Source organism: Thalassoglobus sp. JC818 (genome assembly GCF_040717535.1).
Lineage (GTDB): Bacteria > Planctomycetota > Planctomycetia > Planctomycetales > Planctomycetaceae > Thalassoglobus.
In genome coordinates, this window is sequence record NZ_JBFEFI010000005.1 from 286,276 (window position 1) to 310,843 (window position 24,568).

The window sequence follows — 24,568 nt, forward strand, 5'->3', positions numbered from 1 at the left end:
AGCGTTCGTTAAAGCTCTTCCGGAATCAGGTTCAGCCGGTGGCACAGGTTGTTCAGGAACTGCTCTGCAAATCGATCAACGGGGATTTCGATCCCTGTCAATTCGCTGACTCCTGGCAATTCTTTCGCGAAGTTTGATTGAGCGAGCAGAAGTGATCCGTGTTGCAAGATGGCGCCCTGTCGGCGCCGCTGCGCGCTCCCAACGACTTTGTGATTCCCGATGATGATGTCGCGAGCGTCACCACGCAGGAAGCATAAGAACGATTCATCTTCAAACGCATCATCTCCACGCATTCGAGCATTAATTCCAGCCTCCGCGAGGAGCTCAATAATGATTTCGTGAGCGATTTCGTAAAGTTGCGTCGGGTGTTCTCGGAGCGAATGTGATTTGGGAAGAGCAATCGAGTAGGTCAGCTCGTGGTGATGCAAAATGGCCCCGCCGCCTGACAATCGACGCACGACCGGCAAGTCTCGAAACTGATCGGGAAGCGAAACAGGTCCTCGAGCTTGAAAGTGTCCGAGTGAAACAGTCGGCTCTGACCAGAAGTACGTTCGAACAGTTGCGAGATCTTCTTCGACAGCAACTCTCAACATTTCGGCGTCGACTGCCATATTCTCCTCGCCAGTCTGAGCATCACCTCGAACCAGACGGGATTGAGTCGCAGGCAGCATCAGGATACCTGTTCAACAGTGCGACCGAGAGCGGATTGTGCAATCGCAAAAATGTCAGCACCGATCGACTCCATGGATCGCAATCCATGATCGTCGACGACATTGATCAACGACCAATTCTCGTCCAGAGCTGCCAGAGTCTGATAGGCATCACGCACTTTTTTCATGTACGGCACATTCGACTCTTGCAGGTCTTTCGCCTGATCGGTGTAAGTTCGCTTCTCTTTCCGATCGATCAATTCCTGAGACACATCGACTGGTGTGTCCAGCAGGATCACCCGATCTGGTCGCGGAAGTCGGAAGATCTCGTACTCGATGTGCTCGATCCACTCGCGAAGCTCCGCCCGCTCATTTGCCGCAACTTTGGCCGTCTGATGGGCAATATTCGACGGGACGTATCGATCGAAGATCACCAGTTCGGCGGATCGGCACTTTTCGAGAATGACCTCTCGCGACTCGTACCGATCACCTGAGTAGAGCAGCGAAACCAGAAACGGATCGAGCTCTGACAACTCACCAAACCGACCATTCAGAAAGTCCCCGACGCGGCGTCCGAAGAAGGTCTCCCCGTAACGCGGGAAGCTCATCAGTTCGACTTTGACTCCCCCGGCTGCCATCGCTTGAGCCAGACGTTTCGCCTGCGTCCCTTTTCCGGAACCGTCAATTCCCTCGACAGCGACGATGACCGCCGTACCTCGTTCGTCTGTCATTGGTCTCTACTTCAACTTCTTAATCGCCTGAGAAGTGTCGTCCGTGACATGAAAATACTTGAGCAAATGGCTCGTCGCGAGAATGTCTTTCACCGCAGACTGGAGCCCGCACAAAATCAATTGACCGTTCGTACGCATCATTTTGCGATGCAGCGAAATGAACTTCCCAATTGCCGAACTGGACATATACCGCACGCTGGACAGGTCACACACCATATGACATGGCGTGGAAGTTTCCACAATGGACGAGAGTTCCTGATCGAACTGCTCGAGATTCTCTTCATCGGTGAGCATATCAACGCGCAGAGTCACAACATGGATTTTTCCGTCCTGCTTCCAGTCGAAAAAATTGGAGCGGTTCAATGTCATGATTCTCGCACTGCTTGAAGAGAATGAGTGAGTGGAAGTTGACCGGTGCAATTGACGAACTCTCCGACTTCCTCAGCTGTGCCACGCAAAGTCACTGGGATGTAATGTTCGTCAGTTCCCTGAATCCATCCTTCCCGATCTTCCACTTGCTTCTCGACAAGAACCTGAAGTGGCTTGCCAACTTGCGTCTGGTAATAGTCCATCGCAAGTTCACGTTCAATTTGACTCAACGTCTGGCAGCGTGCTTTCCGCACTTCGGCTGGAACCTGGTCAGGATAGGTGGCTGCCGGCGTTCCCTTCCGTTGACTGAACGGAAAGATGTGGATCTTCATGAACTTCGCACGTCGGCAAACGTCGATCGTCTCCTGAAACTCCTCGTCTGTCTCTCCAGGAAATCCAATAATCAGGTCGGTTGTGAACGCCACATCGGGCATGACTTCCCGAAATTGATCGAGTTTGTCGAGAAATCGACCGGTGCGGTAGCGTCTTCGCATTCTTGCGAGGACAGTGTCCGATCCGCTTTGAAGTGCCGGATGAAACTGAGGACACAGGTGTTCACAGTCAACAGATGCGCTTATGAAATCGTCGTCGATCTCGTTGGCTTCAATGGACGAGAGTCTCATTCGCCAGTCACCGGGAATTGCATCGAGTTTTTTCAGCAGATGCCACAATCGGAACGGCGGTTTCCCTGACTTTTTACGTGTCGTGTCGACTCCGAAGTGTCCGACGTGAATTCCACTGATGACAATTTCCTTGTGGCCGTTATCGACCAGACGTCGGACTTCATCAGCAATGGATTCTGGATCTCGACTTCTAAGGCCGGGACGCACACTCGGAATGATGCAGTACGTACATTTGAGGAGACATCCATCCTGAACTTTGACGTACGCCCGCTTGCGTCCGTCGAAGTAAGAGATTCCATCCGGAATGTCGTAGATCCCCTGCCGGTCGAGAACGTCGGGAAGTTCGCGTTTGTCGGTGACAACTTCGAAGACGCTGGGCAAACTTGAAACAGATTCCGGATCTCGCGTGGCATAACAGCCCATCACGATTGTTCGTGTTCCGGGATTCTGCCTTGAAAGCTGCCGAATGACCTTTCGAGATTTTGCATCGCCCTCAGAAGTGACCGTGCACGTGTTGACAAAGCACAAGTCGGCAGACTCGTCCTCGAGCGCTTCACGATACCCGTTCTGTTCCAAAGCTTCTTTGACGAGTTGCGTCTCGTACTGGTTCACCTTGCAACCAAGTGTCACAAGGCGACAAGTCTTAGAAGTTTGAGTTTCAACAGCGTTCACGATCAGATCCCCCCCAGCCTGTTTACTGCTTGACCGTACAGTTCGGGAGAGCGGCTTTGAACTTCTCGACCCCATCGTTCGTCACGCTGCTGCGGCCGACTGAGATTGACTTCAGGTTTGAGAGCGCAGTCAGCTTCAAGAGTCCCTCGTCGTTAAAGCTGGTTTCGGCCAGATTCAGTGACTCGAGGTCCTTTATGTTCAACAGATGATCTGCCGACGCGGACGTCACACTTTGACATCCTTGCAGATCAAGCGTTTTAAGCTTTGTCAGACCAGTCAGGAATCCGATTCCTTCGTCATCCATGCTGCCGTTCCACAGAATGAGCGTCTCCAGATTCGTGAAGGGAGCGATCTTGGAAACCCCGTCGTTATCGATGAGAGTTTCACTGATGTCGAGGTACTTCAGCGATTCGTGAGATCCTTCCAGCGACTCGAGTCCGGGCCCGGTCACGGCGGTTTCTCGTACGCGGAGATCCTGCAGCTTCTGATCGCCCATGTGAGTCAATCCCTCATCACCGACGACTGTTCGCATCACATTCAAAACGCGGAGATCTTTCAGAACTTCCAGAGCTTGCATTCCGTCGTCACCGACTCCGCAGTCCTCCATCGCCAGATAGCGAAGCTTTGTGAGCTTCCCGACCGAATCCATTCCCGCGTCAGTCACGGCATACGATCGCAATTTCAGGTCGACGAGATTGTTGAGCGATTCCAGATGCTTCAGCCCTTCGTCTCCGACTTCCATACATCCACGCAGATCAAGGACCTTGAGCTTGTTGAGTTCACCGACATGAGCGAGGCCGTCGTTATTGGTACGAGTATAGAGAAGATAAAGGCGTTCAAGGTTCGGCAGCTTCTTGAGGTGTTCCAAACCAGAAGCATCAACGTTACTACAACGTCGAAGACTCAGCTCTGTGATCTGCGGAAGGGATTCCAGCACGACCAAACCGTCGCTGGTGATTTCTCCATTCTCCAGGCTCAACTTGACGAGGCTGGGCAATCCTTTGAAGTGTTCGAGGTCCGCATCCGTAATCGAAGCATTTTTACAGTCGGCAGCGACGACGTTTCCGTTGGAATCGGTCGTCAATTTCACTTCGAGAGCCTCGAGCGCTTCCACAGCTGCGGGATCGTCCGCCGGAGTTTCCTCAACGGTCGCTTCTTCTGTCAGCGTAACTTCCGTCGGTTCCAGATCGGGGCGAGGTTCTCGCTCCGCTGGCTTGGAGTCGTTGTTCTTTGGACATCCGGACAATGTCGTCAACAGGCAGACTGCAGAGAGAGTCAAGACAAGTGAAAACGTGAGGTGCATGGTTGTGTAAAGTCTTTTTCAATTGGGTGAGGATGCCCGGATTCTGGACATTCAATTGTCGGAGTGTAAACAAACTCAGCGGGTGAGGACTCGTCCTCGGCAACTCTGAAGAGAGTCGCTTTTCCGCGAGTTTTCTCGTGTAGGATTCGCCGACGCTGCCAGAATCGTTGAACAAAGTGCTACGTAACTTGATACGCAGTAAACATTTGTGAATCTTCGACTTCGATTCTTCAATTGATCGACGCTCTCACAAGCGAATCAATTAGAACAATTCAGGATTGGATCCGAAAAGAATGCCAAAGAATTGAGGACAACGCCAACCAACATCTTAGAGAACTTCCCCGACGACGAAAAGAAACTCGCCATCACCGTCACATTCGAATCGATTCGATCGCCGTCGAATTGATTGAATTTCTCGTTGGAAGCGGTGACTCAGCCCCAAAGCACTCGGTCTAAACGAGTGGTTTTCGATCGGAGTTGGTTCGGTGTTGCCAGTTTAGTCGATCCGTCGTCAAGATACCGTGACGAACAGCGCAGGTGAGGCAGTACTTTTCGTCCCCGTGCTGCACAAAGATCTCGCCGCTCATGAGGAGGTGAAAGTAGTCCTCACCGGGATGTTTAGAGAAACAGTACTCTTTATCCCAACTTTGCTTGATATGGGCAGCCCATCCTTCCGGAGACGCGGCATAGAGACGTGCATCATTTCTGACTTCTGGCGCTGAGTCATCACGATTCATGAGTCCTGCTCCGAAGAAGCACGGTTTTGAGCTTGTCGAAGCTGCTCGGCGACATTCTCAAGTTCCCGTTGTTGGCGCTTGATCTGGTTCAGTTCAATGGAAGTGTGCGCATGGGTGGCAGCGATATCCGCGAATGCGAGGATGATCGTCCAGAATGCCAACGCGAGGACGATCAACCAGTAGACCGCGAACGTCGCTGCGGCATTTCGCCAGTCGATGAGCGAATCGCCGATTGGAATCATCAGCCCGATGATCCCGATCATCCCAGCGACTTGAGTTCGTCGGCGAACGCGATTTCCGAGAAACTGCTTTTCAGCCCGACTCTCTTCCGACTCATTGAGAACTCGAAAAGCTTTCCTCTGTGCCCGGAGCATGAAGATCGAGAGAACGACCAACGCTCCCCCGAAAATCAGACCGGGAACTTCGGGATTCTTCATGACGACCTGTCTTGACTGAGTGAGTCGAACCAAAATCTCTTCTTAGTGGCAGACGAAACAACCTCAACGACGCGGTCTCGAACAGCAAGTGCTCAACACCGCACCGTGAAGGCAAATGTTGTCGTCAGCCTTTGTCTTTCACAGATCATGATAGACAAAGTCTCGGTAAAAACCGACTCTGCTGACCAATTTCTCGACCATCAATGCGTTGTGTGAATTGGTGTCGCTCCGGTCGTTCCGACGAGATCATCGAGGTAAGACGGCGCTTCAACTCGCTTCAATTCTTCTTCAGCATAACTCAGCCGGCCACGAAGCTCATCAAGGAATGAAGCTTCCAGATCGGTTTCGCTCTCGAGGAACGTTTTGAGGGAGTTGACATGTTTGGTCCACAAAGCAATCTCTCGCTGCTGCTGAGTTTTGAGACGTTCTTTGTACCATTCGCTGGCGAGGACCGTTTCGCGATCGAACATCTTTCGAATCTCAGGATCGCGTTCGTCTTTGCCTTCGTAATTCCCTTCCGCCATGATTGTGAGCAGTGCTCGCAGCGGAGGACAAGCTTCCTCGACGGAACCATCGTCGAAGTAGCCTTTCGCCACTCGTTGATACGCTTCCATGATGTACTTCACGCCATCGATGAATGCTTCTGGATTTTGAGTTTCCGGCTTGAGCATCGTCTCGTCGAAAACGGTTTCTGGGTTGTCGAAGACGCGTCCCAAATACTTACGCATGAACCGACGAGTAATTCGGAAACCAAGTCGTCGCGACGGAACCTCTGTTCCGTCTGCGTCTTTGAGGTCCGGAACCGGCTCGATGAGGCGGTTCTCGAGCAGCTTCTTCGGATCACGTTCTTCAACTGAGAGGCGACACCAGATCTCGGGAACCAGCAGACTGATATCGTGATCGAACCGATTGTTCGTTCCGATATGGCCAGCAGCTGTCGAAAAACCAGGTGTGCCGGTCAGGATCATACTGACGAGTGCGGTGTTCAAATCCGCAGTCGGCCGCAGGGCGTTAAATGGTCCCTTCGTCAGGGCACCTTCAGAACCGGCTCCTGTCGTCGATGGACTCTTTCCCGTCAGGGAGCAGATATAGTCCATGAAGAGTTCAGGCAATTCCTGATAATGGATTGGTCCGTAGACAGCGAGTCCGCGAATCCCCTTCTCTGGTTCGGGCGGATTGTTTCGACGTCCAGAAAGGACAGCCGACACTGGCATCGGGACAAACTGGCCTGCAGGAATTCTGCGGAACAGTCGCGTCCCCATCTCTCCGACATAGCGATGCATCGGATTGACCATATCTGGTCGGTCCTGCAGATAACGAGGATTCTTGGTCGGTACGCCTCCGACACGTCGTGGGTTGTCGGAGCAGACGACGTACTCGCCTTCGCCTTTATCAACTGCGTTCAGCAGTCGTTTCACTGGGGCAGTGTAGGCATCGAAGTCGACGACTTTCATTTTCATTTCGTTCACTTCGCTCCGGGTCATCGGTTCGAAGTTTGAGATGAAGTTCACGTCGCGACGAGAGAGGTCGTATTCCGCCTGCTTGTCGAAACCTCGATGAATCGCATCGTCTGGACGTTGGAAGAGCCGATATTCACAGTTCTGAGCGAACTTCTGAGCATAAGCTTCGAAGTAGTCGGGAATGCCTTTCAGCAAACGTCCCGGAACAACTGTTGAAGCAGTGATGTCATCCTCGGTTTGCACTTTGAATGCAGCTGCGAAGTCTTGGCGGACCTTGAACAGTCGCCACAAGTTGCCTTGTGTAAATCCGACGCGGAGGTAAGTTCCGACCAATCGACGGTTGAACATTTTCAGTTCATGGCCCATCGATCCGTTAACGAAATCAACTCCGAAATACTTCCGCCACTCGTTGACTTCCCAGTCCGGATTGTGGAATCGCTTAATCGCGTAGACGAGTGCATAAACGTGGTTCGGGATCTCTTTAAGCCACGCGTTGTACTCGTCTGTGTAATCCTCAGAAGGAGTCAACAGCTTAATCACACTTCCGAGTGAACGGCGAGGACTGAGAACCGATCGGCTTGGGTACTCTCCATAGTTCTGTTCAGCTGCGACTTCGGGCTTCCACCGGTCCTGATACTTCTGTGTGAAGATTTCGTTGACCTTCTCCATGTCCTTGTCGAAGTCAGCAACGAAGATCGAACCGTACTGCATGTAGTCAACAAGCGACTTACTGATTTCGCTCTTTCCACCACCAGAGACCGTACATGGTTTGTGGCAGAAGACCCCTTCTCCGCCGGTTCCAATGAGTCTCCAGGAAGGAGCTGACGGGTGCTTTTCCATCCGCAGTCGATACCCCGACGGAGCCATGTAGACTTTCTCAGGGAGGAGCGGAATCGACTGCTTTTCACCGTCTTTCGTCCACGAAATCGTCTGTTCTCGCAGATCGGCTCTTGCGTCTTCCGGGATGTAGAACAGGTTCGGGAACTGGTGATCGATTCCATAACCTTCAGGCTGAAGAGCGAAGGCATCGCCGTACTCTTTCACCACATCATCGAATGTCTGACCGTTGTAACGGCGGCTGTTGAACTGGAATTCTTCCCCGACATTCCAACTCGGGAAGACGAGTGCGCCACCAGCATGTTCTTCCTCAGCATTCCCCATCAGGTTGGCGGAATAGCTGATCTGGGTTTTCACTTCTTTCTTGCAGTAGCCGAAGTAGTTGTCGGCAATCATCGTGACGATGACGCCTTCGTCGGTCCGACAGGTAATCTTAAAGGCCGACCCATCGTTGTAGATTTCGTCTTCTTTCTCCCAGCACATGCGATCACGTTGCTGACGTGGAGTCGCCTCGCTGATATGTGGGAGCCCCAGTTCTTTCTTCGTCAGATGGAGAAGGTGCGGAGCGAGAATGACACACCCGGTGTGTCCGGACCAGTGTTCAACATCGAGAGCGGAATTGTTGGTTGGGATCAAAGGATCTCCGGCGTTGCCGAAAATTGACTCCACAAAATCGAGGTTCGCTACGAACCCACCCGGCACGAAGAAGCGAACTTCATACTTCTTCTCTGGTGAAAATCCGGGAACTTCCGGGCGGACGAGCGGACGCATGAACAACGAAACCCAGGTCCGGCTCGGTTCATCATTTTCTGAGGTGAATGGCAACTGGAGGAACGATTCCGGAACTCGCTCGAAGACAGCTCGGAACATTCTTTCGAAGGCGACCCTTGGGACAGCCCGTTTGTCACCCGGGATCGGCAAGCCCCCTTCGACAACATGGAATGTGCCTGCAGTCGTTCGACGATCAGCTGCCGGGTTGTGCAAAACTCCGTTTCGAACGCGAAACGACTGGATGTAATCAGTTTCGAAAACGTCTCCGTTGGCTGGGAGAGATAACTCGCGAGCCAGTCCGTGCCGGTCGAGAACAAAAGTAGCGTTGGGGAGTCGCAGCGGCTTCTCGAGTTTCAAATCGGAGAAGTGAGAATTGAGGAACGTTTCAATGCGCTGATCGATTGGGGATCGTTGCGTATTTCCCAGTTGCCGAGTCTTCTCGTGAAAACTCTGTAACAGGCCCGACCCGAATTCGACCAGATCCGCTCCACCTGCCCCTTCAGCAATTGGAAGCCCATATGCTGCAAGCTTCAGATTGACGTACTTCCGCATCTCACGTCGGCGTTCTGCATACTCGGAGGAGGAAGTGAAACCAAGTGCAAGTTCGTAGTCCATGGTCTGAATCGATCGCTAGAGAAAGTGAGCACATTCGGGATAGGCGTCCCTATCATAGCTATCTTCGATTCGGTTTCGACGTAAACCAGCGTCTCCAGTTGGAAGAATTGCAAACAGGTCTTCACACATATGAGATCATTGATCGATCGCCGATAGAGATCGTGACAACATCGCAGACGATTGATTGGCCGGTCCAACAGTTCCGAATTGATCAATCGAGTGGAGAAGTAATTTCGAGTAAATCAACGGCGGGTCGACGGTTGCAGAAGATCGTCGCCATCCGCCCGTAGGTCTCAGCCCCTTCCTCCATCTTCATGACCTCAGCCAGTTTCGGCCCTGCTTCGATGTGGAGAATGGCTCCCAGATCGATATGTCTCAATACGTTATGTGTGATCAAAACCCGACCGAGAGGAATCTGACCACCTTCAATCTCTTCGCGAACCTGTTTGGTCACGTATTGAAAATCGAATCGAACGATTCCGAATTGAACCGGCATCCCGTTGTCCGACCGTGTCAGAATGATCTGACGTGCATAGACATCGCCGTGCGACACTTCATCCAGAACCGAAACGTTGACCGGGCAACCGTGGTAATTTTCCATGGTTACCGTCATATGGTGCTCGTGAACCAGCATTTTCTTGTACGGCTCAGGAGTCGTCGACGAAGGAATGTGATCGCATTTCTGGAACAAACCCTCATTGTTCGGGATGAGGGAGACCATGCGTTTCAGTTCATCAATCGGATTCACAAGGCATCTCTGTCTGGAGAAGTTGCATCAAGGGCGACGAATTCGTGAAGCTGGTCATTCAACAGAAAGTCTAATTGTGAGCAGCTGTTGAACGCACCTTCCCGGACTCATTTAGTCAGGAATTGAAATGGCATGTTTCAGCCATTCTAGTCAAAGCACATCGTGCACTCATTTCTGCCCAAGATTGAAGAAAGAGGCGGCAGCGTGCAACCCTCGGGTCAACTCATCATCGACGATCTTCTCAACTTGAGATGCTCTCAGGTGAAGATGAGTCGACCGGTAGGATTCTTCCGGTCAGGAAATTTGGGTTAGTTCAATCCCTCAAATCGTTGCTCATCAGTAGCGATTGGAACGGTTGAACGAGGCGATTCGATGGAAGTCTCGATCATCGCTCGATCGAGGATCGGAAATTCGAGGGGAGTTGCCGATGCCTAGACTGGATCATGCACACCACACAGGATTTGAATGTTGTGCGGACCGAGATGAAGACCTCTATGAATCACCACCTGTTCCGCTGCTCTTCCTTGCTTCCTTCACTTCTGATGGTAATTGCGATTGCCGGACGAGGGGAGGCTGGACTGCCTATTCACAGTCCTCAATTTCAGCCCATTCACCTCGGACGTTTTCTCCTTCCTGTTGAGGAAGTGGAGATCACCGTCCCGGAAGCAGAGTCAGTGAGTGGAGATCGCACTCAGTCGTCGCCTGGAAAACTGAGAACATTCGTCAACTCAATCAAGTCGATGCCGTGGATTCCCATCAGTGGCAGCGAAGATGAGACTCCGGAAGTCCGAGCGATCGCCGTTGAAGCTGGTGACAACCGCGTGACGCTCACAAAATCGACGACGAAAGATGGTCAGAAGTCATCGACATCACGGCTCGAATCGCTGCTGCGAAGAATGGGTTACCAGTCCGAGTAATCCAGCCCTTCAAGTGATTATTCACACTCAGCGCGCGACTTCTGAAGGCTTCATTCAGAACGATCATCGACGGTGGCTTCATTTAGTTCCCTGAGAAGTCAGTGAACGCCTCTTCGGAGTTTTGAAAGTCGATGAATTCGATGTTCGGCCCGTTAAATGGCTCGATGTTCTCAATCTGGTGAATTGCTGGCTCACAGCGAGTTGCTGAGAATGGAACAGTGGTGGTCGAGACCATCAGCACGAGAGTTTGAAAGAAGAGCAACATCTGTTCATCCTTGAACGGGCGGCGGCGAAGACTGATCGGGCCGGGAGCCTACAGACGCGTCTCTTGACGAACAACACGAGAGCAGATGCATTCACTCAGCGTCTGCAGGGACTTTTTGATGCTGATCGTCCGAAGCTCTGAAAAGCTCAGACTTTGTCTCAGAAAGAATCTCTCGAATAGCTGATCGATCGTCTTGCGATAAGTGGCCGAAATTGCCGGAAGTATCATCTCCGCTGAGAATTTCCTGTAAACGTCGGCCGACATACGCGAAAGCTGTGGGTGGAAGGGCATCGAATGAATCTGAGTAGATCAGGTAGCTGCACGGATAGCGAAACAGTCGCCCCTCCAATTTGAATTGACGAAGTGACCGCCCCTGCTTATCGAACGGGCCGCGAGCTTCGAACTCTTCTCGGAAGCGTCCGCTGCCTTCAATCACTTCCCCAAGCGGCGCTTCATCCGCAAACAGCAGGCACTGCAGGAGTTTTTCGCCTGCAGATGCGATTCTTCGCTCTGTGCTTTCGCTACGGTAGTCCGCAGGTCGGTCGAGCGCGGCATTCATGATCGTGTCGTAGTGCTCTGCACTTCGGGTCTCATAGACGGCCCGTGTGATCAGATTGTGCATTTCCAACTGATGAGTGAGCACAAGCAACGCGACGATATCGCTCGTCGATTCGAGATATGGATCAACATCGAACAGCTCTGAGAGATCCGTCACATTCGCCCCCGGCTCGCGATCAAGTGTCTCCAGCCGGTCATTTCGATTCGCAATGACATTTCCCATGTGACGCAACGCCCCATGCTGACCGGTGACGTACCACCCTCCCCATCGCTTTTCGAAGGGGCTCGCTTGAGTGGTCGTGTATGTTCCCGACCCGAAATGTGGTTGGCCCGAATGATCGACGAAGACGGAACGCATTAAGTGTCCGGGGACGCGGTGCGTTCGTGAAGACTCGTGACAGGCAAGGCACTGCCCCTGATCTCGTACGAACTCCGGTCGGTCCGGCATCGAATTCGAGAGAGTGTAAAAGACCGCCCCGAGCGAAGGATCGACGGTCGATATTTCAATCACGTCGCCCCCTTGCACCCAACCGACGTACGTGTCGTCATTGAAGTAAAGCGCCCGAGGACGTTTGGGCGAGATCTTCCTCAGTTGCAAACTCGTCTTTGAGAAGACAAGCGCCTGAGAAGACTTCGGGATGTCGAGAGCATCGAGCAACGATCCCAAGTAATCGCGAGGATTGTCACCACGCAGTGTGACTTCTTGTTCATCGAGTTGTTTTTGCAGCTTCGTAATCGGATTGTCCGTCGGGGCACTCGAATACGAAATCGGTGGTTCATCAAAATCCACCTGAGCCATCACTTCGACGTTCAGACTCAGACAGATGATCAGAGACATGAACAACTTCATGCGACCGAATCCCGGACAGTTCTTCACGAGTGGCATCCTCCGAATAAAAATTGGACATCATTGTCCATTTTACGACAGGCTGATCTATTCGCGATCCTCTTTCTTGCTTTCCCAAAGATTGAGAATCAACGAATCCGGCATTCGATTACGGAATCTGCCATGACCAACTAAGTCCATCGACAGCTACTCGATGCAATCACTTCCCCGTTCGGCGATCAAATGGTGTTTCACCATCCGTTCCACCATCTCGGTAAATTCGCTGCGAGGTCTCCAGCCGAGTTTGGCTTTGATTTTCGACGCGTCACCGACGAGCCGCGGAGCATCGACTGGGCGATAGAGTTCGGAACTGCTCTCAACGTAGTCCCGCCAATCGAGACCCACGACACGAAACGCCACATCCAGAAACTCCGTCAGTGGTCGCCACTCTCCTGTGGCCACAACAAAATCTTCCGGACTTGAAGCGCTCAACATCAGCCTCATTGCTTCAACAGTATCAGAGGCATCACCCCAGTCTCTTCCGATACCCAGATTGCCCAACACGAGTTTCTGATCCAACCCAAGGGCAATGCGTGCCACTCCTTTGACGATCTTGCCAGTGACGAAATCTGCAGAACGAAGCGGAGACTCATGATTAAAGAGAATCGCCGTGCAGGCAAATAAGCCGTAGCTTTCACGATAGGTCTCGACCAGCATTTGTGCGCTCAACTTGGAAGCAGCATACGGAGAGCGGGGTGCGTACCGGGATGTCTCGGAAAGAATTTGCTCGTCGCTGCCACCGAAGATCTCTGCGCTTCCAGCCAGCAAGAACCGAGGTTTGTCCGTCAGCTTCGATTGCCGGACAGCTTCGAGCAGATTCATCGTTGACTGCGTGTTCGCTTCGAAAGTTTCGACTGGAATCTCGAATGATCGACCGACTCGGCTTTGCCCAGCGAGATGGTAGATCTCATCAGGGGCAACTTCGTCGACGAGATTCCCAACAGCTTCTGCATCGAGAAGTGAAACCTCGACGAGTTTGAGTTGCTGGTCGATCGCTTCCGTCAAGTGCTGACTAATGAGGTAACTTCGCACGCGTTCAATATGCGAAGTCGAACAGTGACGAGTTGTTCCATGCACAACATACCCATCTCGAATCAACTGCCCAGTCAGCAGCAATCCATCCTGCCCGGAGATTCCAGTGATCAATGCAACTCTGGCCACTCGTCAATCTTCTCCCTCGTTTAATCGATCATTTTCGAAAGCATTGCAGGTCACTTGACCATTCGGAATTGAATGCGGATGATCGGGACTCGGATCAACAAAGTCCAATCACTGGAGACGCTCCCCGCCATGAATCACCATTTCGCGAGACAGCTGATCTGTCTCACCATCCTTTCGCTCAATCTGTTTGTCCCACTCTCTGACAATGAAGTCCGGGCAGACGACCGACCGAACATCCTCTTTATCTTCACCGATGACCACGCTTCCCACTCGATCAGCGCTTACGGCTCCGTCATCAATAAGACTCCCCATTTGGACCGCATTGCCAACGAAGGCATGCTGTTCGAAAACTGTTTCTGCACGAACGGAATCTGCGGTCCGAGCCGGGCTGTCATTCAGACTGGAAAATACAGCCATCTGAACGGCTTCCTGACGAATGGAAACAAGTTTGACGGAACACAGCAAACGTTTCCCAAGCTACTCAAGAAGTCAGGATACGAAACAGCCGTCATTGGGAAGTGGCACCTGGGCGAGCACATGCCTCCTCAGGGTTACAGCTACTCCGAAGTCCTCGTCGGTCAAGGCCCCTACTACAATCCGCCAATGCTTCGAGACGAAGACGGAAGTGGAAATCCAGAGCGTGTCAAATACACCGGATACACAACCGACATCATTACCGATCTCGCTTTGGAATGGCTCCAGAATCAAAGAGATGAGACGAAGCCATTCATGTTGATGTATCAACATAAAGCTCCGCACCGCGAATGGGCTCCCGGTCCTGATTATCTCCACATGTATGATGATGTCGAGATTCCAGAACCAGCCAACCTCTTTGACGACTATTCAACTCGTGGACGGGCAGCTCATGAACAGGATATGACCATCGCCAAGACGATGACCGCACGTGATCTGAAACTTGTCCCTCCGCCGTATTTGAATGAAGAACAACTAGAGGTCTGGAACGCCGCTTACGAACCCAAGAACGAAGCCTTCCGACAGGCAAATCTCGAGGGCGATGATCTCGTCCGCTGGAAATACCAGCGATACATCAAAGACTATCTTCGCTGCATTGCCTCCGTCGACGACAACATCGGCCGCGTTCTTGACTGGCTGGACGAAACGGGACTCGCCGAGAACACCGTTGTCATCTACAGCTCAGATCAGGGATTCTATCTCGGAGACCATGGCTGGTTCGACAAGCGTTTCATGTACGAAGAATCGTACCGACAGCCGCTCATGGTTCGCTGGCCGGGTAAAGTCAATCCGGGATCGCGTGACAAACATCTCGTCTCCAACGTCGACTTCGCCGAAACATTTCTTGACATCGCAGGTGTGGAAATTCCCGATGACATGCAGGGCCGAAGTCTCGTCCCGCTGCTGGAAGGTGATGCACCAGACGACTGGAGAAAGTCGCACTACTATCACTATTACGAGTTCTTGAACGATCGCCGGACTGCCCACATGGTTCGTCGTCACTACGGAGTCCGAACAGACCGCTACAAACTCATCCACTTCTACAACATCGATGAATGGGAGTTTTACGATTTGGAGAAAGATCCATCGGAAATGACGAACATCTATTCCGAACCGCAGTACGCAGAGAAAATCGCTGAACTCAAGAAAGAGATTTCGCGACTCCAGACAGAACTCGAAGTTCCTGACGACACTGGATCTGTCGAAGCGAATCCTCCGTCGCTGCAACCTCGATCAAACCAAAACAACCAGCGACAGAGAAACAACCAGCAGAACAAAAAGTGATGCTTCCGAGTCAAACGGGTGTCGACCAACATCAAAGGTCGGCACCCAAACTCAGGATTTCTCAAGCTGCTTGGCGTGCTGATAAAGGGCTTCCATTTCGCTCAGCGTCGCCTCCCGAATTGTCTTCCCCTGTTCGGCCAGACCTTTCTCAATGTGCTGAAATCGTCCCGAGAACTTTCGATTCGATCGGCGTAGTGCTTCTTCAGGGTTGATATCCCATCTTCGAGCAAGATTCGCGATCACAAACAGAACGTCACCAATCTCACCTTCGATCCGGTCTCGCCGTTCCGCGTCTTCGACTGGCTCGTCCGGCACGGGTTCCATATCGACTGCCGCGGGAATGTCGGGAACATCTCCGTCCGGATACAGTTCGTCGATCAGTTCATCCACCTCTTCTCGTAGCTTGTCTAATAACATTGCTCGATGCGGAAAGTCATAGCCAACTCGCGCAGCTTTCTTTTGAATTCGAGCTGCTTTCGCCAGTGCAGGTAAATCGACCGGAATTCCATCTAAAGCGGATGTTCGCCGACTTTTCTCTTGCGCTTTCTGACGCTCCCAATGAGCACGGACATCTTCCGCCGTCTCTGCTTGAGCATCATCAAAGACGTGTGGATGTCGGTGAATCATCTTCTCCGTAATCGCTTTGACGACTTCCACGATTCCGAAGCGACCTTCGTCTGCGGCAATCTGAGCATCGAGCACGACTTGCAGGAGAACGTCGCCGAGCTCCTCTTGAATGGCTTCGTTGTCGTCGGAATCAATCGCTTCCAGAAGTTCGTATGTCTCTTCCAGCGTGTAAGGCTTGATTGAACTCAGAGTCTGCACGCGATCCCACGGGCACCCCTCAGGCGAGCGCAACTTCGCGATCACTTGACACAATTCAACGAACGCTTCTCCCGCTTCTTTCTCAGACGGAGGTGTTCCTGGTGGGGGAATCGACGACATAAACACTCAATCATTCAAGGGAAAACTGTAGATCCGAATCTTCGGCCCCGCTGCGGTCATCGGTGCAATGTTCGGTGGATGAAAAGCACCTCTAAACACATCGACTTTAGAGATGTTGTTAATCTCTCCGCCCTTTGACTCGAGAAAACCGAATTAGGCGAGCCGTTGAGGTACGCGAGTGACCATCAACTCGCAGAGGGCTGCAAGCGACTTCGATGAGCCTCACCACTGCTGCGAACTTCATGATCGGCGAGAACTTCGATCGGCGAATAGTTCGGATGACGCGACACCTTGTAGGGATCATTGGACTTTGTATTGAAGCAACAGATTAAGGCCCAACGAGGTTTCTCACTCGTATTGCGGTCAGAACGATGCAGCAGATTGGCATGAAAGAAAACTGCCGACCCAGCACTCAGTTCGACCGGGACGGTTTCGAATCGTTCTTTCGCAACGGCCACTCGCTCCAGATCTGCGCCAGTCTGGTCACCGATCGGACCATGATCAATTCGTCCGATGTGATGAGATCCACGCAAGACCTGAAGGCATCCGTTTTCAACAGTTGCATCATCAATCGCGATGAGGCAGCTTCCCATATCCGGCAGCAGGCAGCCGTTGTTGTACCAGTATCCGTAATCCTGATGCCATTCCCAAGCCCCGCCCACGCGAGGCTCTTTCAGGATGAGCTTATGGTGATAGTGGTAGACCTCATCACCAAGAAACTCCGTCATTCGTGACACAATCCGATGGGATCGAGCAATCGCAGAGTAGTAGTCGTCCGACAGTTCGTTTCGCACCGCCAAAGTCACAACCGCACCGGTTCCATCCTCTCGACCATATGCAGACTCCGAAAGCTTTTTGTCGATTCGGGCAACTTCAGAAAGCAACGACACTTCTTCTGCCGAAAAAAGCTGTGGAACGACAACAAAGCCATCGTTCAGGAACTTCTGCTTCTCATCTTCAATGACAGCCATCTCTCATATCCCGGCGTTGCCAGATTCGTGGACGTGTTGAACAATGGTTTCACAACCGTGATCAACAATAGCTTTCCCATCATGTTGCACAATAGTGTCGACTTTCCACAGCCTAGGCAAGAAGAACGCCCACACAGAAATAATTCTCGCGATGAACAACACACAAGTTTCACCAAAACCTCCGATTTCCATTGGCATTGCAGTCGTGCAACACGACAACAAAGTTCTCGTCGGAAAACGCCCTGAAAACTCCCATCTCGCCGGGCTAAGCGAATTTCCGGGCGGAAAAGCAGACCCGCAGGAGTCGCCAGCTGCCTGTGCGATCCGCGAGTGCCTCGAAGAAACCGGACTCAGAATCGATGTCGATTCCCTCCTGCATCGCCATACGCATCACTATCCCGATCGAAGCGTCGACCTTTCGTTTTTCTTGTGCAAACTGCAAGATCCCGACGAGTCAACTTCCCTTCGTGCTCCGTTCGAGTGGGTGCCATTCATGCGCCTCAGCGAATTGACCTTCCCCGAGGGAAATCAGGAAGTCCTGCAAATCCTCCACGATCGAATGAGCCATCGCGATCACATCGCATGAACGCAATCGAGAAAGTTGTTCCGAACGGTGAACTCGAATTCCCAGTCGCCATTCACCAATGGCGATGCTGGACTGCCACTTCGTGAGCAAAGGAAGACCGCGACCCCGAACATCACGTTGAAATAGCCGGTCCACAGCCCGATTCCGGTCATTCGACGAACTCATTGAATTCTGAAATGAGACGGTTGTGACCCGCACGCATCAGCCTAGAATACACATGCTGGCTTGATAACGCTTGTCACAAAGAAAGAAAACGGAGTCCAAAATGGCATACTCTCTACCTGACCTACCTTACGCGTACGATGCTCTCGAACCACACTTCGACGCGAAGACGATGGAAATCCATCACACCAAACACCACGCTGCTTACATCTCGAAGGCCAATGCAGCCCTTGAAGGGCATGACGATCTCGCATCGAAATCGATCGAAGATCTGATGAGCGATCTGGCCAGCGTTCCTGAATCAATTCGCGGAGCCATCCGAAACAATGGCGGCGGACACGCGAACCACTCTCTCTTCTGGACAGTCCTCAGCCCAAATGGCGGTGGAGCACCAAGCGGAGAATTGGCAGACGCGATCAACGCCAAATTCGGAAGCTTTGACAACTTCAAAACCGAATTCGCAAACGCAGCGGCGACACGCTTCGGAAGCGGCTGGGCCTGGCTTTCGGTCGACGGCGGGAACGTTGTTGTTGAAAGCACACCGAACCAGGACACTCCCCTCTCAGAAGGTCGAACTCCAATCCTCGGCCTCGACGTTTGGGAACACGCTTACTATTTGCACTACCAAAACCGACGTCCTGATTACATTTCTGCATTCTGGAATGTTGTCAACTGGGACGAAGTGGCCAAACGCTTTGCAGCTGCGAAGTAGTCACACCCCGCACTCATCGAGTGTACAGCCCGGTTTCTCAGAAACCGGGCTGTTTTCTTCCCAACGCTGAACTCAGTTCTCGCATGACTTTCGAACTGCACAATTGGTCGAAAACGATTCGCAACCTCGAACGAATAACCTGCTCAACCCCGACTGAGCCATATCGGTGAATAAGATGATTCAACGATCAATGACAGCAGAGGATTTCTCTCTTCACCGCTGGGAACTTCCTGATGCTGGCCAATGGGCGGAACTGATTCGCGGCGTTCCGGTCTCGCTTCAACCCCCCGACCCTGAACACGGCACAATTGTCTTAAATCTCTCGAAAGCATTCTCTGCTTACGTCCATTCCGAGATGATCGGCTACCCCTGCTTCGACCTCGGACTGCACGTTGAATCAGCACCCGACACCGTTCTCCATCCAGCCGTCAGCTATTTCACATCCGGCGAACGATTCAGTGAATCCGACAAAGACTACACAGACTCAGTTCCGACTCTCGTTGTTGAATTAGCCACCAGCAATGATCGACGTTCCAACATCAACGAGCGAATCACTCTTTACCATCGCTGCGGTGTCTCGACAGTTTGGGTCATCGACCCCGACAACAAAACGGTCCACATCCTCCGCAGAGCCGGCTTAGGCGCCACAAGACTCACGGAGTTCGAGACGCTGCATGGAGCCCCCGATCTCAAGAACTTCAAGGTGAATGTCGGTGAACTCTTCCGCGAACCCGATTGGGTCTGAGCCATTTGTCCTCGAAACCACAATTGAGAGTAGCGTTCCTCTCCCAATAACATCTCCACGGATCACAGCGACACCTTGAAATCGGCCCACGATTTCCAACCCGCATTGGTCGAGATCGGCGTTCAGATTTCACCTCAATGAAAACCGAAAGCCCTTGACGAACCTGCCCTGACAGCTAGGATGATAAGGCTCGACAGACTCGGGGGCGATCGGATTCGACTGGTTCTCTGATGGTGTCGGTCGCGTGTCGTGGTTGATCAGTTGGCCACGTAAAAAGCTGATCAAACAATAACTGCAACTCCTAATCGATTTGCAATGGTTGCCTAATTAGGCTTCCCCGGTTGCGACATCCTTGCCTGAGGAGGTCAAAAACCGGTCACAAAATCAGGCTGGCTTCAAGTCATTGGTCGCTACGCTTGAAGTAAGATTCGTTGCAACCTGGCCAGCCAGAGGCTTTGTCGTTCGAGCCAAAGGCGGTGAGATACAATCAAGCGACTACACACGTAGAAGCTGCACCTTACGGCTCACAGGACGCGGGTTCAATTCCCGCCGCCTCCATTACAAACAGCCACTTGCAAATGACGCAAGTGGCTGTTTTTATTTGTGGTTGCGGAAATGTCCTGTCCCAAAACGCTTGTCCCACACCCCCGTTTTGGCCGAATAGTCCGACTTGTAGTCCGACAAATAGTCCGATTCGAGACTTTTCTAAGTCCGATTTCATCCGTATTCTGGGGAATCGGACTATGACTCCACTATCGTTGGGACGGATGGGAAAGCGGAAATGGCAGCGCGGACGGCTCGGCTCTCGAAGCCAGACAAACAGGGTCAATACGCTCGACAGCTGGGCTGGAAACTGAACAGCAAGGGAACACGAGTCCAACACAAGTTCCGCCTCGGGACCGACAAGCGTGAAGCAGAGCGACGCGACGACCGACTCCGCCAGTTGTGGGAGAAGATTGATGGCGACGCTCCTGACGGCACAGCATTGTGGGATGAAGTCACCCTGGAGATCGGCAAGCAGCTTGCCAGGGGAGCTGACAAGGTCCACCTTGTTCCGGTGCCAGATGACGAAGCCCCAACAAGTTACGCGACCCGGCTTCAGCGAATCCAGAATCGTTTCAGCTTCCTGCGCTTTGTCCCCACTGACGAGAAGCGGTACACGATCGGAATCGGCGACAACGCGATCGACATGCGTCAGGTCGTCCTCGTAGACAACCCCTATGAAGACTATTGGCGGAAGCATGACGTGTTTGCGGCTCCGCCGCTGAAAGCAAACATCGGCGATGTAACTGTTGGCAAGGGCGACCTGCTGGACTCGATGATCAATCCGCCTTACCGCAGGATGACGGATGACGGGAAGACGCTGCATCAGGCTTTCGAGGCGTATGAGGATTGGATCAAGCAGCATTATTTCGATGACGAGACTCAGACACTGTCCGAGTATGCCCACACGAAGCTCGGGCAGATTGACTCCTTGAAAGATCGGCATGAGGATGTCCCTCTTGCTGAGATCGACTACGACTACATCGAAAAAATGTACCGCTTCTGGCGGCAACGCCCGATGAAGCGGACGAAGAAAGGCCAAAAAGAACAGCGAATGAGCGCCTCGTCGGTTCGCCATTACGTGGGAGAATTGCACAGGTTCTTCAAATGGTTGCATCGCTCGAAAGACTTTGCCTGGCGGAAGCCTGAAGACATCGACGACATTGACCGCAGTACCCCGCTCGACACAGAGACGGTCAAGAAACGGATTCGCAAGGTCGACACGTTTCAGCTCGATGAACTGCGTTTGCTCAATCGCTATGCCACTCCTACCGAGCGCCTCTATCTGATGCTCGGCCTGAACTGCGGATTCGGGACCAAGGAGATCGCCACCTTGACGATCGGCGAAATCTTCCTGCATCAGGCTCTGCCAGCAGATGAGCAAGAGGTCTTTGGCTTTCACTCGACAGACGACGATTCATTCGTATCACTGGTCCGCAACAAGACCACGATTGTCGGGAAGTATTTACTCTTTGGGCAGACCGTGAAGATGCTGGAATGGGTCATGGCGCGTCGACTAAAGCAGAGGAACCCTAGTCCCGACCAGCCCGCTATTCTCAACAGCAAGGGAATGCCGCTGGACCAAAGAAGCGCCAACGGAAACCCGTCTCGCCAGATTCCCAACACATTCTCGCGCCTGCACAAGCGGATCATCGACGATGGAAACGAAATCACGAAGCTGCCCTTCAAACACCTCAGGAAGACGGCAGGAGACCTGATCCGTCGGTTTTCCGATGGCGAGGTGGCCGGCGTGTTTCTACTGCATGGCAGCCCTGTGACCACCGATAAACTGTCCGACGTCTACACCAACAGACCGTTTGGCAAGGTCTACGATGCGATTCGGCGAGTCGAGGAATACCTGCAACCAGTCTTCGAGGAGGCCGGTGACGATCCGACCCTGGAGCAACCCCAGGCTTACACGAGCCGCAAATCAGTTGATCGTATCGCCGAGATGACGAAGGAAGGAAAGACCGTCAGAGAGATCGCGGAGGCGATCGGAAAGTCACGAATGACGGTCCACCGCCACATCCAAAAGCTGCGGGAACGGGGATTGCTCGACGCCTAGAGCCGCAACCGAGGGCACGATTGGTTGAAACTCCGGTGGCCAACAGCCAAAACAGCTCACTCGCTTTGGCAAGCAGCACATGGACCACATCGTGGCCGAGGCGGTTGAGCACTATCACGAAGAACGTCCCCATCAGACTAAAGACGACACGCTGTTGATCAAACCACCCAACAATGAAACTGAAGATGATTCCGAAAACCGGAAGTTCGGGCATCATTGCAACGAGCGGCTCGGTGGCTTGCTGAAGCACTACTACTTGAATGCTGCGTAGGCGAGAATCTCTGCAAATAGCCCTGTGAGGATAGAATTACTCGGACTGGAAAAGCGGCCTTACATCCCCTCTACGTGTTCTGATCTCTTGTCGACGGACGATTCCAATCTCTCGATGAAAGCCGGATCAACCCTCCACGAAGCGTGTTGCCTATCACGGATGAAACGAATTTTTTGAACCGTGGCGGACATGCCGTCAACTTCGACTCGTATCTTTCCCTGATAGGTCGCCTGCAAAGGTTTTCCGGCGTCAGCGACAAGCCGAAACGTCACCTTGGAACCGGCTGTGTCTGATTTATGCGAGTAAATTCGGAGGTCTCGCAAATCTTTCCAGGTGCCCCGGTCATAACCATGAAAATCAAGGATCATTTTTGCGTCAACAAAATGGATTGCTCCATCCCAAGATCGTTCTTCTTCCGCCAAGAGCTCAATGTCACCGGCAGGCAGTGACAGCAATGCAATCAACGCTCCCAAACGAAGCCATTTAGCTTTCTGATTTCCCTTCATTGAAGTAACTCCTGTGTCCATGTATTCGTAAAAACGCAACCGTGATCAACTTTTCGCTGAATGCTGCGGAACTCCTCGAAGCCCCGATAACACTCCCGAAGTTCCTCGACTGAGAGGGGACATAGCTTGCCCCAATGTACTCGTGCTTTGAAAAGGCGGAACATTGATTTTGCGAGGAATGTTGCCAGCTCATCAAAGGGCTTTCGTGCCTGGCCTCTGTGGTAATTCGTCAGGGTAATCGAGTACCAGGCCGAGTTGGGTTCGTCACAGGTTTGTCCATCAGCCTCATGCGCCGAGGGACTTGCCATCGAGATCAGCGTGTCGTCGGGCAGAATCTTGCGGATACAGATCGGGTAATGATGGCAATACACGCCCCGAATTTCGTTCAGACTCTCGCTGCATTGCGATTTGCTGACTTCGGCCAAATAACTACGTGGAAGTTCGGTATTATGGGAGTCCGCCGCAATCAGAGTCTGTTTCAGGTGGACCAACGCATTAGCGAGATGCTCCTTTTGGACAAATAATTCGATCTCCACATGCCGAAACAGCTCGTGTTCCATGACCAGCTGAGAACTTGATTCTCCGATGACGCGCCAGTTGCGAATCACACTATTGGGAACTCCATGTGCAAAGAGAGCCTTTGTGACCGCATGCCATCGGATCACTCTCACTGTTACCAGAATGACCAGGTGCATCAGGACATCAAACACAATGAATCGGTACCAGTGATAGAGTTTCACCGAAGTTGACTTCTCGGCGTCGACTTCTCGACGGTGCTGTGCAAAGTACCGCCAACGCCAAGGAACAAAATAGAACTGCGTTAGTGGGGATGACTCCTCTGCCTTCAAGATGTCCTCGACACTCAGGTACTCTCGAAAATGTTCTTCGACGTTGTATTGAGTTCGACATTCCATGATCACACTGAGAATGACTCCCAGAGTTCCCAGTGAGCAGCGAGCTGCTCGTAACTCGTCACCAGAATTGAACTCCCGAATGACAGCCTTCTTGGTTGCCGGGTCGTAACAAGCCACCCGGACTGCAACAACGTAGTGAGAAAGCGAGTGCCTCCCAGAACCATGTGTTCCTGTCGAGGTCGCACCGGCAATCGTCTGTTCCGTAATGAAACCTACCGATGGGAGAGTAAGCCCCTGTTTCTCGATCTCAGCGAGCAGACGTTTGATTTGACAGCCAGCACCGACTTGAACAACCTTGCGTCCATCCCGTTGCATCACCTCGACACCTTGCAGCCGATGCAAATCCAGCAGCACCATATCTGCGTCAATGACCGGACTCCACGAGTGCAATCTTCCGACGCAACGAATCTGTTGTCCCTGATGCTGATTCAGTATTGCCAGTACAGCATCCTCTGATTCGGGCTGATAGAAGTGCTGTGCGTTCAGGACGATGTTGCGTCCAAAGTTGGCCTTGCGCATGACCGGGCCTTCCTTCGATGGGTTTGGTAGAATCTCTACCTAATAGGCGACATCTACGTTCTTTTTTTGCGCGGTTGATCCTGTTTTTTCTTTTTCCGCGCACAAAACAGCAGCGAATGTCGCTTGAGAAG

23 protein-coding genes and 1 other RNA gene are annotated in these 24,568 nt (G+C 52.3%); 8 read left to right on the top strand and 16 right to left on the bottom strand.

Annotation, left to right across the window (positions count from 1 at the left end):
• Window positions 1-8: 8 nt before the first annotated feature.
• From AB1L42_RS15110 to AB1L42_RS15150, 9 genes are all read right to left on the bottom strand, one after another.
• Complete coding sequence (locus tag AB1L42_RS15110) at window positions 9-671, bottom strand: lipoate--protein ligase (RefSeq protein WP_367057296.1); 663 nt, start codon at window positions 669-671, stop codon at window positions 9-11.
• Complete coding sequence (locus AB1L42_RS15115) at window positions 671-1,381, bottom strand: thymidylate kinase (protein ID WP_367057299.1); 711 nt, start codon at window positions 1,379-1,381, stop codon at window positions 671-673. The genes AB1L42_RS15110 and AB1L42_RS15115 overlap by 1 nt, the downstream gene beginning before the upstream one ends.
• Window positions 1,382-1,387: 6 nt before the next feature.
• Window positions 1,388-1,750: an STAS domain-containing protein gene (locus AB1L42_RS15120; RefSeq protein WP_367057302.1), complete on the bottom strand. Its 363-nt coding sequence runs from the start codon at window positions 1,748-1,750 to the stop codon at window positions 1,388-1,390.
• A complete protein-coding gene (mtaB, locus tag AB1L42_RS15125) occupies window positions 1,747-3,045 on the bottom strand; it encodes a tRNA (N(6)-L-threonylcarbamoyladenosine(37)-C(2))-methylthiotransferase MtaB (protein WP_367057305.1) in 1,299 nt (432 codons plus the stop codon). Before mtaB ends, AB1L42_RS15120 begins: the two co-directional genes overlap by 4 nt.
• A 22-nt stretch (window positions 3,046-3,067) precedes the next feature.
• Entirely contained in the window at window positions 3,068-4,348 is a 1,281-nt protein-coding gene (locus tag AB1L42_RS15130; RefSeq protein ID WP_367057308.1) for a hypothetical protein, read from the bottom strand.
• Window positions 4,349-4,800: 452 nt separating this feature from the next.
• Window positions 4,801-5,085 carry a hypothetical protein gene (locus AB1L42_RS15135; protein WP_367057311.1) on the bottom strand — a complete coding sequence of 95 codons (285 nt, stop codon included), beginning with the start codon at window positions 5,083-5,085 and terminating at the stop codon, window positions 4,801-4,803.
• Window positions 5,082-5,522, bottom strand: coding sequence for a hypothetical protein (locus tag AB1L42_RS15140; protein WP_367057314.1), 441 nt, complete (start codon window positions 5,520-5,522; stop codon window positions 5,082-5,084). The genes AB1L42_RS15135 and AB1L42_RS15140 overlap by 4 nt, the downstream gene beginning before the upstream one ends.
• A gap of 200 nt (window positions 5,523-5,722) precedes the next feature.
• Window positions 5,723-9,205 carry a hypothetical protein gene (locus AB1L42_RS15145; protein ID WP_367057317.1) on the bottom strand — a complete coding sequence of 1,161 codons (3,483 nt, stop codon included), beginning with the start codon at window positions 9,203-9,205 and terminating at the stop codon, window positions 5,723-5,725.
• Between the two features lie 211 nt (window positions 9,206-9,416).
• A complete protein-coding gene (locus tag AB1L42_RS15150; RefSeq protein ID WP_367057320.1) occupies window positions 9,417-9,953 on the bottom strand; it encodes a hypothetical protein in 537 nt (178 codons plus the stop codon).
• Window positions 9,954-10,447: 494 nt separating this feature from the next.
• Here AB1L42_RS15150 and AB1L42_RS15155 point away from each other — a divergent pair, with 494 nt between their 5' ends.
• The gene (locus tag AB1L42_RS15155) at window positions 10,448-10,870 is read left to right on the top strand and encodes a hypothetical protein (protein WP_367057323.1); all 423 of its coding nucleotides are present in this window, start codon (window positions 10,448-10,450) and stop codon (window positions 10,868-10,870) included.
• Between the two features lie 82 nt (window positions 10,871-10,952).
• Here AB1L42_RS15155 and AB1L42_RS15160 read toward each other — a convergent pair whose 3' ends face one another.
• From AB1L42_RS15160 to AB1L42_RS15170, 3 genes are all read right to left on the bottom strand, one after another.
• Window positions 10,953-11,135, bottom strand: coding sequence for a hypothetical protein (locus AB1L42_RS15160; RefSeq protein WP_367057326.1), 183 nt, complete (start codon window positions 11,133-11,135; stop codon window positions 10,953-10,955).
• 91 nt (window positions 11,136-11,226) lie between these two features.
• A complete protein-coding gene (locus AB1L42_RS15165) occupies window positions 11,227-12,570 on the bottom strand; it encodes a hypothetical protein (protein ID WP_367057329.1) in 1,344 nt (447 codons plus the stop codon).
• Between the two features lie 156 nt (window positions 12,571-12,726).
• Window positions 12,727-13,740 (bottom strand): GDP-mannose 4,6-dehydratase, encoded by a 1,014-nt coding sequence (locus tag AB1L42_RS15170; protein ID WP_367057332.1) that lies wholly within the window; start codon window positions 13,738-13,740, stop codon window positions 12,727-12,729.
• 129 nt (window positions 13,741-13,869) lie between these two features.
• On the opposite strand from AB1L42_RS15170, the gene AB1L42_RS15175 reads away from it, so the two are divergent.
• On the top strand, window positions 13,870-15,498 hold the full coding sequence (locus AB1L42_RS15175; protein ID WP_367057335.1) for a sulfatase: 1,629 nt from the start codon (window positions 13,870-13,872) through the stop codon (window positions 15,496-15,498).
• A gap of 51 nt (window positions 15,499-15,549) precedes the next feature.
• Here AB1L42_RS15175 and mazG read toward each other — a convergent pair whose 3' ends face one another.
• On the bottom strand, window positions 15,550-16,443 hold the full coding sequence (gene mazG, locus AB1L42_RS15180) for a nucleoside triphosphate pyrophosphohydrolase (protein ID WP_367057338.1): 894 nt from the start codon (window positions 16,441-16,443) through the stop codon (window positions 15,550-15,552).
• A 185-nt stretch (window positions 16,444-16,628) separates the two neighbouring features.
• A complete protein-coding gene (locus tag AB1L42_RS15185) occupies window positions 16,629-17,414 on the bottom strand; it encodes a phytanoyl-CoA dioxygenase family protein (protein ID WP_367057341.1) in 786 nt (261 codons plus the stop codon).
• A gap of 151 nt (window positions 17,415-17,565) precedes the next feature.
• Between AB1L42_RS15185 and AB1L42_RS15190 the strand changes: the two genes are divergently transcribed.
• The 6 genes from AB1L42_RS15190 to AB1L42_RS15215 all read left to right on the top strand — a co-directional run bounded on the left by AB1L42_RS15190 (window position 17,566) and on the right by AB1L42_RS15215 (window position 22,498).
• Complete coding sequence (locus AB1L42_RS15190; RefSeq protein WP_367057344.1) at window positions 17,566-18,000, top strand: (deoxy)nucleoside triphosphate pyrophosphohydrolase; 435 nt, start codon at window positions 17,566-17,568, stop codon at window positions 17,998-18,000.
• A gap of 265 nt (window positions 18,001-18,265) precedes the next feature.
• Window positions 18,266-18,874, top strand: coding sequence for a superoxide dismutase (locus AB1L42_RS15195; protein ID WP_367057347.1), 609 nt, complete (start codon window positions 18,266-18,268; stop codon window positions 18,872-18,874).
• 175 nt (window positions 18,875-19,049) lie between these two features.
• Window positions 19,050-19,619 (top strand): Uma2 family endonuclease, encoded by a 570-nt coding sequence (locus AB1L42_RS15200; protein ID WP_367057350.1) that lies wholly within the window; start codon window positions 19,050-19,052, stop codon window positions 19,617-19,619.
• Window positions 19,620-19,820: 201 nt separating this feature from the next.
• Window positions 19,821-20,180, top strand: a transfer-messenger RNA (tmRNA) gene (gene ssrA / locus AB1L42_RS15205).
• Between the two features lie 382 nt (window positions 20,181-20,562).
• On the top strand, window positions 20,563-22,227 hold the full coding sequence (locus AB1L42_RS15210; RefSeq protein ID WP_367057353.1) for a winged helix-turn-helix transcriptional regulator: 1,665 nt from the start codon (window positions 20,563-20,565) through the stop codon (window positions 22,225-22,227).
• Window positions 22,228-22,318: 91 nt separating this feature from the next.
• Window positions 22,319-22,498, top strand: coding sequence for a hypothetical protein (locus AB1L42_RS15215; protein WP_367057356.1), 180 nt, complete (start codon window positions 22,319-22,321; stop codon window positions 22,496-22,498).
• Between the two features lie 59 nt (window positions 22,499-22,557).
• Here the strand turns inward: AB1L42_RS15215 and AB1L42_RS15220 are convergent, their stop codons facing one another.
• A complete protein-coding gene (locus AB1L42_RS15220; RefSeq protein ID WP_367057359.1) occupies window positions 22,558-23,004 on the bottom strand; it encodes a hypothetical protein in 447 nt (148 codons plus the stop codon).
• On the bottom strand, window positions 23,001-24,437 hold the full coding sequence (locus AB1L42_RS15225; protein ID WP_367057362.1) for an FAD-binding protein: 1,437 nt from the start codon (window positions 24,435-24,437) through the stop codon (window positions 23,001-23,003). Before AB1L42_RS15225 ends, AB1L42_RS15220 begins: the two co-directional genes overlap by 4 nt.
• Window positions 24,438-24,568 lie beyond the last annotated feature (131 nt).